General features: G+C 73.9%; 9 protein-coding genes and 1 pseudogene. 2 read left to right on the top strand and 8 right to left on the bottom strand.

What is annotated here, in order from left to right; genetic code table 11:
• The first annotated feature begins 37 nt into the window (after window positions 1–37).
• Window positions 38–1,216 (top strand): Gfo/Idh/MocA family protein, encoded by a 1,179-nt coding sequence (locus AAHZ94_RS17275; protein WP_349993805.1) that lies wholly within the window; start codon window positions 38–40, stop codon window positions 1,214–1,216.
• Between the two features lie 244 nt (window positions 1,217–1,460).
• Here the strand turns inward: AAHZ94_RS17275 and efeB are convergent.
• The 6 genes and pseudogenes from efeB to AAHZ94_RS17240 all read right to left on the bottom strand — a co-directional run.
• A pseudogene (gene efeB / locus AAHZ94_RS17270) lies at window positions 1,461–2,819 on the bottom strand (iron uptake transporter deferrochelatase/peroxidase subunit); the annotation flags it as partial.
• Window positions 2,820–2,835: 16 nt separating this feature from the next.
• A complete protein-coding gene (locus tag AAHZ94_RS17260) occupies window positions 2,836–5,325 on the bottom strand; it encodes a copper resistance protein CopC (RefSeq protein WP_349993800.1) in 2,490 nt (829 codons plus the stop codon).
• 4 nt (window positions 5,326–5,329) lie between these two features.
• The gene (locus AAHZ94_RS17255) at window positions 5,330–5,782 is read right to left on the bottom strand and encodes a copper chaperone PCu(A)C (RefSeq protein WP_349993803.1); all 453 of its coding nucleotides are present in this window, start codon (window positions 5,780–5,782) and stop codon (window positions 5,330–5,332) included.
• Window positions 5,783–5,907: 125 nt separating this feature from the next.
• Window positions 5,908–6,570 carry an SCO family protein gene (locus tag AAHZ94_RS17250; protein ID WP_349993799.1) on the bottom strand — a complete coding sequence of 221 codons (663 nt, stop codon included), beginning with the start codon at window positions 6,568–6,570 and terminating at the stop codon, window positions 5,908–5,910.
• A gap of 504 nt (window positions 6,571–7,074) precedes the next feature.
• The gene (locus tag AAHZ94_RS17245) at window positions 7,075–7,887 is read right to left on the bottom strand and encodes a YcnI family copper-binding membrane protein (RefSeq protein WP_349993798.1); all 813 of its coding nucleotides are present in this window, start codon (window positions 7,885–7,887) and stop codon (window positions 7,075–7,077) included.
• Window positions 7,888–7,983: 96 nt separating this feature from the next.
• On the bottom strand, window positions 7,984–8,901 hold the full coding sequence (locus AAHZ94_RS17240; protein WP_349993797.1) for a hypothetical protein: 918 nt from the start codon (window positions 8,899–8,901) through the stop codon (window positions 7,984–7,986).
• 417 nt (window positions 8,902–9,318) lie between these two features.
• Here AAHZ94_RS17240 and AAHZ94_RS17235 point away from each other — a divergent pair, with 417 nt between their 5' ends.
• The gene (locus AAHZ94_RS17235) at window positions 9,319–9,816 is read left to right on the top strand and encodes an ATP-binding protein (RefSeq protein ID WP_349993796.1); all 498 of its coding nucleotides are present in this window, start codon (window positions 9,319–9,321) and stop codon (window positions 9,814–9,816) included.
• Window positions 9,817–10,222: 406 nt separating this feature from the next.
• On the opposite strand, the gene AAHZ94_RS17230 is transcribed toward AAHZ94_RS17235, so the two are convergent.
• Entirely contained in the window at window positions 10,223–10,654 is a 432-nt protein-coding gene (locus tag AAHZ94_RS17230; protein WP_349993795.1) for a hypothetical protein, read from the bottom strand.
• 213 nt (window positions 10,655–10,867) lie between these two features.
• Window positions 10,868–11,782, bottom strand: coding sequence for a calcium-binding protein (locus AAHZ94_RS17225; RefSeq protein WP_349993794.1), 915 nt, complete (start codon window positions 11,780–11,782; stop codon window positions 10,868–10,870).
• Window positions 11,783–12,069: the final 287 nt, after the last annotated feature.

The following is a 12,069-nucleotide window of genomic DNA, read 5'->3' as shown; positions in this document are numbered from 1 at the left end:
AGCTGCTCACGTCGCCCGGCGCCGCCTGGATGGTGCGGTGCCCGCCGGCCTGGTCGGCGTTCGCCTCGGGCTGCGCGCCAACCTGGCCGTCGCCGCCCCCCGGCCGGGCCGCGGCAGCGTCGTCGCCGCCGTCGCCGACACCGATGCGGCGGTGCGGACGAAGGTGGCCGACCGGTTCGCCGGCGCCCGCGCCGTCGCCGACCACCGCACCCTCCTGGACGACCCGACCATCGACGCGGTCATCGTCGCCACCCCCGACGACACGCACGAGGCGATCGCCTGCGCGGCGCTTTCCGCCGGCAAGCCCGCCTACGTGGAGAAGCCGCTGGGCATCACCGTCGAGCAGTGCGACGCGATCCTGCGCGCCGGCTACGAGAGCGGCACCCGGCTCTACGTCGGGCACAACATGCGGCACATGGGCGTGGTGCGGCTGATGCGCGACCTGATCGCCCGCGGCGACATCGGCGAGCCGAAGACCGTGTGGGTGCGGCACTTCGTCTCGTACGGCGGCGACTACTACTTCAAGGACTGGCACGCCGACCGGCGCCGCACCACCGGGCTGCTGCTCCAGAAGGCCGCGCACGACATCGACGTGGTGCACTGGCTGGCCGGCGGCTACACCGAGCGGGTCAACGCGCTGGGCGACCTGATGGTCTACGGCGACCTGCCGCGCCGGGAGCCGGACACCCCGCGCCCGGACGGCTGGCTGCGCGAGTTCGACTGGCCGCCGACCGCCCGCCGCGACCTGCACCACGTGGTGGACGTGGAGGACGTGTCGGTGATGAACATGCGCCTGGACAACGGCGTCATCGCCGCGTACCAGCAGTGCCACTTCAGCCCCGACTACTTCCGCAACTACACGGTCATCGGCACCGAGGGCCGGATCGAGAACTTCGGCGACGGCCCGGGCGACCTGGTCAAGCTGTGGAACACCGGCCCTTCGGGCTACCGGGCGGGCGGCGACGCCGAGTTCCGGGTGCCGGAGGCGAAGGGCTCGCACGGCGGCGCCGACGAGCGGATCATCGACGAGTTCTGCCGCTTCGTGCGCGAGGGCGGCGCCACCGACACCTCGCCGGTCGCCGCCCGGATGAGCGTGGCCGCCGGCGAACTGGCCACCCGCTCGCTGCGCAGCGGCGGCACACCCTTCGACGTGCCGCCGCTGGCTGCGGAGTTGCTCGCGTACTACGCGGCGGGGCAGCGGCGCACTACGGTCTGAGCGCGCGCCGCCCGCGGGGCGCGCCGGCTGCCCAGGGGTACGCGCCGGGGCCGGCCCCGTAGGGATCGCCGCCGCGGGCGCCGCCCCCCGCCCCGGTGCTGCGGATGAGACCGGGGCGCCGGGACCGTACCGCTCGGGGGTGGCCCCGGCGCCCCGTACCACGCGGCCCGTTCGACGCGGGTGAGCAACTCGCCATCCGTTGAGGCGAGTTGGGGCTGTCACGCGTGCGAGCGGGCGGTCCCGATCACCCGTCCAGCAGGGCCTGCCCCACGTACTCCCCGGGCCCGGCCGCCGCGGGCACCGCGAACAGGCCGCTCGCCTCGTGCCGGAGGAAGCGGGAGAGGCCGTCGCCGCGGTCGAGCTTGCGCTGCACGGGCACGAAGCCCTTCATCGGGTCGGCCTGCCAGGCGATGAAGAGCAGCCCGGCGTCCGGCGCGCCGTCGCCGCGGAACCCGTCGTGGTACGAGAACGGGCGGCGCAGCATCGCCGCGCCCTGGTTGGTCTCCGGCGCCGCGACCCGGATGTGTGCGTCGCCGCGGATCGCGATCGACCCGTCGCCGTTGAACTTGTCCAGGTCAACGGGGGTGGTCTCGGTGCCGCCGGAGAGCGGCGCGCCGTCCGACTTGCGCCGGCCGATGACCCGCTCCTGCTGCTCGACGGAGAGGTGGTCCCAGGTGTCGAGCAGCATCCGGATGCGCCGTACGACCGCGTACGAGCCGCCGCCCATCCACGCCGGCGAGCTGTCGTCGCCGTCCTTCGGCACGAACAGCCGGCTGTCGAAGTCGGGTTCCTGCGGCTTGGGGTTGTTGGTGCCGTCGACCTGACCCATCAGATTGCGGGTGGTCAGCGGCTTTCCGGTGGCGCCAGGGGTGCGGTTGAAGCCGGTCATCTGCCAGCGCACGGTGGCCACTTCGCCGGCGAGCCGTTGCAGCGTGCGCAGCGCGTCGAAGGCCACCAGCCCGTCGTTGGAGCCGATCTGGAGCCACAGGTCGCCGTCGCTGCGGGCCTTGTCGAGCGCGTCGGCGGAGAAGTCGGGCAGCGGCGCCAGGGCCCGCGGCAGCTTCTCCTGCACACCGGCCTTGGCGAAGAAGGTGCGGCCGAACCCGATGGTGACGGTCAGCGAGGAGGGCCCGGCGTCCAGCGCCACGCCGGTGGCGACCGGGCCCGGCGCCCGCCCGTCGGCGAGTTCCCGCGCGGCCTGCGTCCAGCGTCGCAACAGCCCGGCCGCGGCCTTCCGGTCGGCGCTCGGGGCGAGGTCGAAGGCGATGAGGTGGCCGTGCACCTGGTGCGGCGTGGTGATGCCGGCCTGGGGCGCGCCGTGCGCCCTGCGCTCGCCGCCGAAGGCGACGGACGTCGTTCCGATGCTGGTCAGTGCGGTGCTGGTGGCGGTCGTGCGGGGGGGGCGGGGAGGGGCCCCCCCCCCCCCCCCCCCCCCCGCCCGCCCCCCGCCCGCCGCCCCCCCCCCCCCCGCCCCCCCCGGCCGCCCCCCGCGGGGGGGGGGGGGGGGGGGGGGGGGGGGGGCCCCCCCCCCCCCGGGGGGGGGGGGGCGGCGCGCCCCCCCCCCCCCCCCGCCGCCCCCGCCGTGCCCAGCAGGCGCCGGCGGGAGATGGGGTCCACAGTCATGGTCCGACCTTCAGGGTGTCGGTCTCCGTCACCTGGTCGATGTCGGAGGTGCGTACGGTCAACGAGAGTTGCCAGTCGCCTGGCATGGGGAGTTGCACGCCGGATGCGCTCCAGTGGCCCGCCGAGATCCGGTTGAGGGAGATGCCGAGCGGCCCGATGCCCTTGTCCCGCAGGGTGAGGGCGGCCTTGAGCTCGGGGACGTCGGCGGGCTTGCCGGCGGGGTTGGTGAGGTAGGCGTGCAGGGTGTTGTCTCCGGTACGGCCCGGGTCGAGCGTCACCTCGGCGGTGCCCTGCCCGAGCGGGCCCCCGGTGTCGTACGGGATCTCGACGGTCACCGGACCGGTGGCCACCGGCTGCTGCACGGCGCCCTGTTCGGTCTCGGCGCGGCCCGGCTGGGTGCCGGTGAGCACCGTCGTGACGGCCAACAGGACGACGGCCACGGAGGTTTCGAGCGCCACCGAGCGACGTAGCCCGGAGCGCTCCGGATCGGCGTCCTGCGCCTGCCGGGTACGGGCCACACTGGCCGCGGCCCGCTGCCGCGCGAGCTGGGCGGCCCGTACGGAATCGGGTCGGCCTGGTCGGGCTGTTTTGGGCGTGGGGTGGGGTGGGGCAGCCGATGGGTCCGGCTGGGCCGGTTGGCTCGGTCGGGTTGCCTTGGGGGCGGGGGTGGGTTGCTCCGGCCGGTTGGGCCGGGTTGCCGTTGAGCCCGTGTCGGTGCTCGCCTCCGCAGCGGTGGGGTCGGCCGACTGATCCGCAGCGGCCGGGTCCGCCGAGACGCCCGCCCCCGCCGCCTTGCCGCTCTTCTTGCTGCTGCTGGTGCTGCCGGTACTGGTGCTGGTGCTGGTCTTGTTGCCGGTGTTGCTGCTCTTCTCGCCCCGATCGGCCTGGCTGCCGGCGCCTGACCCGGCCGGCTGCTCCGTACGAGCCGCGGCGTCCTGCTGGTCCGCGTCCAGTCGATCCGCGCGCTGCCGCCCGTCGGCACCACGGGCACCCCCGGCCCGGCCGGCACCACCCACACCGTCAGCCCGACTGGCCCGCTCCGCCCGTTCCGCCCGTTCCGCCCGGCTCGCCGCCGCCGCGGCCTTCGCCGGGCCGACCTTGCGGGGCCGCTGCGGGCCGTCGCTGAGCCGGCCGGTCCAGCGCCGCGAGTACCCGGCCACCGCCACCAGCAGCACCACGAGCCCCACCTTCACCAGCAGCCAGCGGCCGTACTCGGTGTCGGTCAGCGCGTGCCACGAGCCGACCTGCCGCCAGGACTGGTAGACGCCGGTGACCACCAGGGCGACCACCGAGCCGAAGGCGAGTTGCGAGAAGCGGCGGACGGCCAGGCTCGGCAGCCGGGCCTCGGTGCGCAGCGCGACCAGCAGGGCGACCAGGCCGCCCAGCCACACCGCGACTGCCAGCAGGTGGACGATGTCCACCGGGATGGCAAGCGACCGCTGGATGCCCACCGACGCGTGTTCGGCCAGCGCCCAGGTCGCGGCGAGCCCGCCGGCCACCAGGGCGCCGCCGATGCCGAGCCCCCAGGCCAACTCACGCCGCCCGGCCCCGGCCCCACCGGCGCGAGACCCACCGGCCCCGGCAGCGGAGCCCCGGCCACCACCGCCAACCTGCCGCGCCCCGCGCGCGTCCCCGCGCCCTTCGCCGTCCGGCGCGTACGAACCGAACAGCACCGCCATGCACACCGCGGCAGCCGCGAGCAGCAGCAGCCGCGACATCAGGGCCGTCCCCGACTTGGTGTCGAGCACGCCCCTGACCAGCGTGAAGTCGAACGCCGCGGTGAGCCCCTTGCCGGTGGTCGTGTACGGACCGCGCAGCAGCAACAGCACGAAGGTGGAGACGGCCAGCGCCCCCCAACCGGTCGCCGCGACCCGCTGCACGGCCCGCCCCGCGTGGCACCGCCCGGCGCACACGCAGCCGCCCACCAGCAGCACGAACCCGCCGTACGCCACGTACCGCGCGAGGTCGTACAGCGCCGCCACCGTGTCGTCCGGCTCCGCGCTCGGCAGCGTCACCGAGGTCGCGGACGGCGCGCCGATGGAGAAGGTGAACGCGCCGCCCACCGGGTGGCTGTCCTCCGAAACGGCCGGCCAGGCCACCGTGAAGGTGCCGGTGGGCAGCCCGCCGCGGAGCCGCACGGTGGCCGTGGACGACTTGCCGTCCACGTGCGAGGGCTCGCCTTCGTCCACCCGCTCCCCCCGCGGGTCGAGCACCCGTACCGAGTCGTCCGAGAGCAGCACGCCTTCCGAGAAGGTGAGCGTGACGCGCTCGGGCGCCGTCTTCAGCACCGTGCCCTTGGCCGGATCGGTCCCGGTCAGCGCGGCGTGCGCGGCGGCCGGCTGCGCGCCGATGCCGAGCGCGCACAGCAGCGCGGCCAGCAGCACGCCGAGCACGGCCAGCGGCCGGCGGGCCCGGGCCCCGGGCCGGCGCGGGGCGCCGAGCCGGTACGGGGCGTCGAGCTGGTACGGGGCGGGAGTCGCGGGCATGGCGTCAGTCCTCAGGTAGGTACGACGTCGGCTTGACCGGAACCTTGACCTCGACCGCCGGCGAGGTGGCGAAGTGCAGGGTCAACGTGATGGTCTCGCCCACCTTGGGCTGGCGCGTCAGCTTCTCCAGCATCAGGTGGTTGCCGCCGCGGGCGAGATCGAGCCGACCGCCGGCCGGCACCTCGAACGCGGTCACCTTCCGCATCGCACCGCCCTCGGTGGTGTGCATGGTGACGTCGTCGGAGAGTGCGCTGGTCACCGACGTCAGCTCGTCCGCGGTGCCGCCGGTGTTGCGCACGCTCAGATAGCCGGCGGCGATGTCCGCGGTGGGCGGCTGCGGCAGGTACGCGCCGTCCACCGACAGCTCGGGCCTGCCGGCCTTCTTGTCGTCGTCCGTGCCACAGGCGGTGAGCGCGAACCCGGACAACCCGGTGACCAGCGCGAGCACGCCGGCCATCGTGGTCTTCCGGACCCGCGGCACCCGCTGTGCGGGCCGTGTGCGCCGCAGCCGTACGGGCCCCGCCGGCCGCCCGCCGTCCGCAGCAGGTCGCCGCGCGGCGGGGGTCATCTGATCGGTGTCGGTCATGGGTTCTGCCCCTTGACGATGCTGGGCAGTTCCCTGCTGTACGCGGTCGAGGTCGTCTCGGTCATGTACAGCCAGTGGCCCTTGTCGTCCTTGGGCGAGAACCCGATGACCTCGGCGCCGTGGTTGACGGTGATCGAGCCGTCCTTCTCCTTCTTCGGCTTCTCGATGAAGATACCGAGCGGCTTTGCGGCGTCCTGGATGGTCTGGAAGTCGCCGGTGAGGCCGGTGAAGTCCTTGCCGCCCTGGCCGTCGAGCCAGCTCCGCATCCGCTTCGGGGTGTCCCGGTCCGGGTCGGTGGTCACGAAGACGACCTGGAGCTTCTCCTGCTCGGCCTTGGGCAGCTTGGCCTTGGCGATGGCGACGTTGCTCATCACGAGCGAGCAGACGTCGGGGCAGTAGGTGTAGCCGAAGTAGATCAGGGTGGGCTTGCCCTTGGTCCGCTCCAGCAGGTCGAACTTCTTGCCGTCGGTGTCCGTGAGGACCAGGTCCGGCTTCTCCTTGGGCGTGTCCAGGACGATGGCGCCCTTGTCCTTGACCGATGGCGAGGTCTTCACGGTGGCGACGCCCTTGTCCTCGGAATCCCCACCACCACAGGCGGCGAGGGTGAGGCTGAGCACGCTGACAGCGGCGATGGCGACGACCGTGGTCTTGCTACGCATGGAGTTCTTCTCCAGAGGGTGCGAGTGCTTGATGGTCAGGTGAGGGAGATGGGGCAGGGAGTACGGGGGGTGAGGGGGGGACCGAGGGGTACGGGCCTGCCGGGCCGGGTGTGCGGGTGACCGGGTGTGCAAATGACCGGGTGTGCCCGGTGGCTGGGTGTGTCGGGTGACTGGGTGTGTCGGGGCCGCGGGTGCCGGCCCGGCGCCGGTGCAGCCGTACGCGAGGACTCCGCGCGAGCCGCCCCGTACACAGCCGACCTCGCACGCGAACCAACCCGTACGAGCCGCCCGGTACGAGCAGCCCACGTGATCCAACCCACGCGAGCCGCCCGTACACAGCCGACCCCGCACGCGAGCCACCCCGTACGAGCCAACCCGTACGAGCAACCCTCGCGAGCCGACCCACACACAGCCGACCCACGCCAGCCGCGCCCGCACACACCCAACCCACGCCAGCCACCCCGCACGGCAGGACGGCCCGCCAGGGTCCCGCCGCACTGTGGCTCAGGCGCGGCGGCGGCCGGCGAGTACGCCGAAGGCGACGCCGGCGGCGCCGACCACGATGCCGGCGATGCCGAGCACCCGGGCGGTGGTGTCGCTGCCGTCGTCGTCACCGTCACCGTCTCCGGCGGCGGTCTGCGGTTCGGCGCTGGCGCCGGCCTTCTTGGCGTCGTCCGCCTTGGCGCCGGAGGAGTCCTGGGGAGCCACCAGCTTGAGCACCGGCGCCGGCGACTCCGGCTCGGCCGCGCCCTCCTCGGGCTCCTCGATCCAGCGGACGACCTCCTTGTTGGAGTACGTCTGGAGCGCCTTGAAGACGAGCTGGTCGGCGTCGGTGGGAAGCTGCCCGACGGAGAGCGGGAACTGCTGGAACTGGCCCGGCCGCACCCCGTCCTCATCCGCGGTCCAGGTGACCTTGTCGACCGCCTCGGTGATCTTCTTGCCGTGCGACTCCAACGGCTTGGCCAGCTTCTTCTTGGCCACCTTCACCTGCCAGCCGGGCACCGGCTGCGGCATCACCGAGGACAGCGGGTGGTCGGTGGGGAAGGAGACTTCGAGCTTGACGGTGGAGGCGTCGTCGCGCTCGTTGGGCACCTTGAAGTTGATCGTGGCGTACCCGCCCTGCGGTGCCTCGCCCGGCTGCACGCTGACGTGCGCCAGCGCCGGCCCGGAACACAGCAGGACGGCACCGGCGGCGAGCCCGCCCACGACGCCGAGCCGCCGCCCGACACCCCGACGCGACCGGGACGGCCGCGCCGCGTTCGACCGGCGGGGGCTGGCTGGCTGGGAAACGGACACGGGGCGCTGCGAACTGCTCATGGGAAGACTCCTGAAGGCGTTACGGGGAAGGGTGGTGGCACGGCGAAGGGCGCCCGCGCGCCGCCGCTCCCCGGATGCGCCGGAGTGCGCTGCGCGTCAGGCCGCCAGGTCGAAGCGGGGCGGCCCGCGCCGGATCACGGCGTGGTGCAGCGCCAGTACGCCGGGCCGCACCGGCGCCTCACACGTCGCGGGTACGGGGCCGCGCCGCGGCCCGACAGCGGCCCGCGACAACCCCGCGCACACGGCTCCCACCAGCGCGATCGCGGCCCGCAGGGTACGCGCGGTGGCCAGGTCGCGGGCCTCGCGGGCGGGCGCGGCGGACAGTGCGACGATCCGCCACAGGGCGGCGTCGCCACGGCGCAGCAGCCAGCCGGCGGCAAGCGCCGCCAGCAGGTGGCCGAGGAGCATCGGCAGCGAGGGCAGCAGGGCGTCGACGACGGAACCCGAACCGTGCCCCGCGGCGGCGACGGCCGCACCCGGATCGACACCGGGCCCCGCGTGCTGCTTCGGGTCGAGCCCGGACCCGGCGACGATCCGCCGGGCCGTGGCCACCGAGATCTGGCCCGGCTCGTCACAGACCAGCCGGGCGGCGAGCAGCACCAGCCGGCCGTCGGGACTGTCGGCCGCCACCCCGGCGGGCAGCGCCTGCGTGCCCGGCGCGTGCTGGTGCCCGCCGACGGCGGGCAACCCGGCCACGCCGCGCTGCGCGAGCGCGAACAGACCGTGCAGGAGAAGTTGGCCGGCCGCGAGCCCGGCGGCGATCCCCGGCAGCGTCCGCCGCCGCCCGGCGAGCGGCAGCACCACGGCGAAGACCAGCAGCCACGCGACGCCCAGGGTCCACCCGGGCACCGCCGCGCACGAGGCCAGCACGTGGCCCCCGGCGGTCAGCGCCACACAGACGCTGGTGAACATTCCGGCCCGCAACCACCGCAGCCCGGCCCCGGCATGCGTCATCCGCTCGCGGAGCGGAGACCTCCCCGAGGCGCGGAAACGGAACGACGTGCGAGACAGCATGGCTGCGCCATCATCCCATCGGCCACGACACCCTCCTACGTCAGGGGGTGCGGCCTTTCGATGGTTTGTCGCGGCGAACGGGGTACTCGCCCGCTGACGCGCAGGGGCGCCCTGGCCCGCGGCCCGAGGGGCAGATCTCAGATCCCCGCGTACGCCCCCGGCCGGGACCCGCTCCGACATCCGGCGCGTACGCCCCGCACCGGGAGCCCCGCCCCGGGCACCCCGACGGGACGATTCAGCAGGCTCGAAGGAGCACCTCATGCATCACACAGATGGCCCCCAGCCCCACTTCCATACACCTCTTACGCCCCTAACCGCATCTGCCGAATGAGCGTAGTCACACCGGGGGCGGGCTTACTGACCTCCGACTCAGGCAATACGTATCGATATGTCGAGCCGCGACCGGGAGGCTGGAGCATGAGCATCTGGTGGTCCCTCCATCTGCGGCGCGAGGCCGCGAGCGTGCCCCTCGCCCGGCGCCTGTTGCTCGGCGCCATGGAGACCGCGGGGGTCGACCCCGACGTCTCGTACGATCTGTCCCTCGCCCTCTCCGAAGCCTGCGCCAACGCCGTCGAGCACGGCGGGGACGCGTCCACCACCGCATACCGGGTGACGGCCTTCATCGACGGCGACACCTGCCGCATCGAGGTCACCGACTCGGGCCCCGGCTTCCCCGGAGGCCGCGCGAGCAGCCCCCGCACCATCCGCCCCGGCTGCCCCGCCCCCCATCCCACCCGCCCCCGCCACCGGCAACCCACCCCGTGCGAAGCCCCCGCCGAACACGGCCGCGGCCTCTTCCTCATCGAAGAACTGACCGACCGAGTCCGCTACCGCAACCCCGCCAGGGGCGGCGCCATCGTCAGCTTCGACAAGATCCTCAAGTGGCGCGAGGACGCCCTGCTGCCGGTGGTGTGAGCCGGCCGGCGGCGGGCGGCGGGTAGGCCGCGTCTGGTGCGATGCCCTCCCAGGCTCCGGCTGGTCGGGCTGGTGGTCGGGGGGCGCTGGGCGGGGCGTTGACCGGGATGCCGGCTGGGACGTCTGCCGGCCCGCTCGTCAGGGGGCCAGCCCGGACCGCTGGCAGGGACCCGGGTCGGGCCGCTGGCTGGGGACGCCGGCCGGGACGTTGACCGGGGCGCTGGCCGAGATGCGGGTCGGGCCGGCGGAGGAGCTCACCGGAAACGTTGACCGGGCCGCTGATCGAGATGCCGATCGGGGCGTTGCCGGGAACGCGTACGGGCCCCGGGCCCGGCGCCCCCAACGAAAGCTGCGCGGTCCCACCCGCAGGCGGGACGGCCACCGCGGCGCACCCCCTCCCCTACGGCTACCGTGCCGGCCGCGAACGCCCGGCCGCCCGGTACCCGGGCCACGGCCGCAACCGCCCCGGCCACTTCGCCCAGCGCAGCGTGTCCGCCTCCGCCGGGGGCAGCAGCCCAGCCCCGATGAGCGCGGCCCGGCCCGCCTCCTGGCCGGCGATCTTGTAGCCGTACTCGGAGGAGTCGACCTCGTGGTGGCTGCCGTCCGTGATCAGCACGGCCGCCGCCACCCCGTCGAGCCCTTCCAACAGCCCGTCCCGCAGGGCCGGCAGGAACTCCGCGTGCAGCCGAGCCTCCGGCACGACGCTGAGCAGCTCGAACCCACCACCGGGCCCGGGCGGTTCGAAGTCCGCAACGATGTGCGCGTAGGGCCCACAGGCCCCGATGTTCAAGTTCACGCGCACGTGCACCTGGGACACGGGAACGGGGAGGCCGGTCATGGGCGCCACTTTAGGGGCCGCTGCGGCCGGTTGCCGAGCGCCGTGTGGCGGACTTCTTGCCGACCTGGTTGGGGTGGGTCGGGCTCCGCGTCCGGGGTGCTCATGTGACGCTCGTGGGCGGACCGTTGACCGCACCCACGGCCCGGCCAAGCAAGGTGCGTACCCCCGCCCGGCCGGCCCGCAGGCTAGGCCCGTGACCGTGGTCGCTGGGGGTTAGTCCTGGTGGACCTGGTTGCGGCCGGGGCCGCCGGAGAGTTTGTCGTTGCCCTTGCCGCCCCAGAGGATGTCGTCGCCGCTGTTGCCCCACAGCGTGTCGTCGCCGGCGTCGCCCAGCAGCTTGTCGTTGCCCTTGCCGCCGTAGAGGACATCGTTGCCGCCGCGGCCGTAGAGGATGTCGTTGCCGTCCTCGCCGTGCATGTTCTCGTCCTCGTCGGTGCCGTAGAACTTGTCGTCGCCGGGGCCGCCGAAGCAGTCCTGGCTACAGCGGTAGAGCGTGTCGTTGCCCGGGCCGCCGTAGGGGCCGAAGCCGAACGGGCCGCCGCCGCCGTCGAGCTTGTCGTTGCCGTCCTCGCCGTACAGCATCGCGGAGACGGAGGACGTCAGGGTGTCGTTGCCGGGACCGCCGTGCACGCCGGCCCAGGCGTTGTCGTCCTTGCCGAGGGTGGCGGTGTCGTCCATGTCGCCCAGGTCGATGATGTAGCTGTCCGAGTCATCGGAGTTCTGCGGGATCAGCACCGCGCACTGCACCGTGGTGCGGTCGTCGGCCTTGGGGTACTTGCACTCGTCCCACTTGGCCGCGTCCGGTGAGATGGCGATCTCGTAGTTGTCGTGGAAGGTGAGGACGTAGTACGACTGGCCGCCGTCGCGACTCTCTATCTCCTCGCCGACCGTCAGCCGGTTCTGCTGCCCGGGGGCGGCCTTGTACCAGAGTTCGCCGTCCTCGCGGATGAGGTTCGCCGTCGATGCCTTGGTGGCCTTCGTGCCCTGCGGGCCCGCCTGGGCGGCCGGGGCGGAGAGCACGGCCGTGCCGAGTGCCACGGCGAGCGTGGCGGTGGCTGCGATGGTGCGGTAGGTGCGCATGCGAAAGGAGCCCTCCGGGACGTGGGTGTGTTGGTTGCTCGTGGTCATCGGGTTAGACCAGGTGTCCGGCAGGGGAGTTGTGGCCTCCAGTGTGAACAGCAGGGGGCCTGGTGGTTGCCACGGTATGGAGGGGGTGCGTGGCGGCGCATGGGTACGGCCCTCACGGCTGGTGGGGCCGTGAGGGCCGTGGGCGGCTTGCGGGGTGGGTGGGTCGTGGGGCGGGGCGTCGGCCGGGTGTGGGTTACGCCTTGCGGAGGTGGAAGGTGAGGCCGAGGGGTTCGTCGGTGAAGGGCTGGCCGTAGTTGTCGTCCGCGGTGCCTTCGGCGAAGTCGGTG

This window comes from Streptomyces sp. HSW2009, from assembly GCF_040240285.1.
Taxonomy (GTDB): Bacteria; Actinomycetota; Actinomycetes; order Streptomycetales; family Streptomycetaceae; genus Streptomyces.
The sequence above is the reverse complement of the archived record's forward strand: the minus strand, read 5'-3'. Positions and strand labels throughout refer to the sequence as shown.

Bases quoted from the DNA above. Each gene is read 5' to 3' on its own strand.
- AAHZ94_RS17260 (WP_349993800.1), bottom strand. From the start codon at position 5,325: ATGCCCGCGACTCCCGCCCCGTACCAGCTCGACGCCCCGTACCGGCTC.
- AAHZ94_RS17255 (WP_349993803.1), bottom strand. From the start codon at position 5,782: ATGGCCGGCGTGCTCGCGCTGGTCACCGGGTTGTCCGGGTTCGCGCTC.
- AAHZ94_RS17250 (WP_349993799.1), bottom strand. From the start codon at position 6,570: ATGCGTAGCAAGACCACGGTCGTCGCCATCGCCGCTGTCAGCGTGCTC.
- AAHZ94_RS17245 (WP_349993798.1), bottom strand. From the start codon at position 7,887: ATGAGCAGTTCGCAGCGCCCCGTGTCCGTTTCCCAGCCAGCCAGCCCC.
- AAHZ94_RS17240 (WP_349993797.1), bottom strand. From the start codon at position 8,901: ATGCTGTCTCGCACGTCGTTCCGTTTCCGCGCCTCGGGGAGGTCTCCG.
- AAHZ94_RS17235 (WP_349993796.1), top strand. From the start codon at position 9,319: ATGAGCATCTGGTGGTCCCTCCATCTGCGGCGCGAGGCCGCGAGCGTG.
- AAHZ94_RS17230 (WP_349993795.1), bottom strand. From the start codon at position 10,654: ATGACCGGCCTCCCCGTTCCCGTGTCCCAGGTGCACGTGCGCGTGAAC.
- AAHZ94_RS17225 (WP_349993794.1), bottom strand. From the start codon at position 11,782: ATGACCACGAGCAACCAACACACCCACGTCCCGGAGGGCTCCTTTCGC.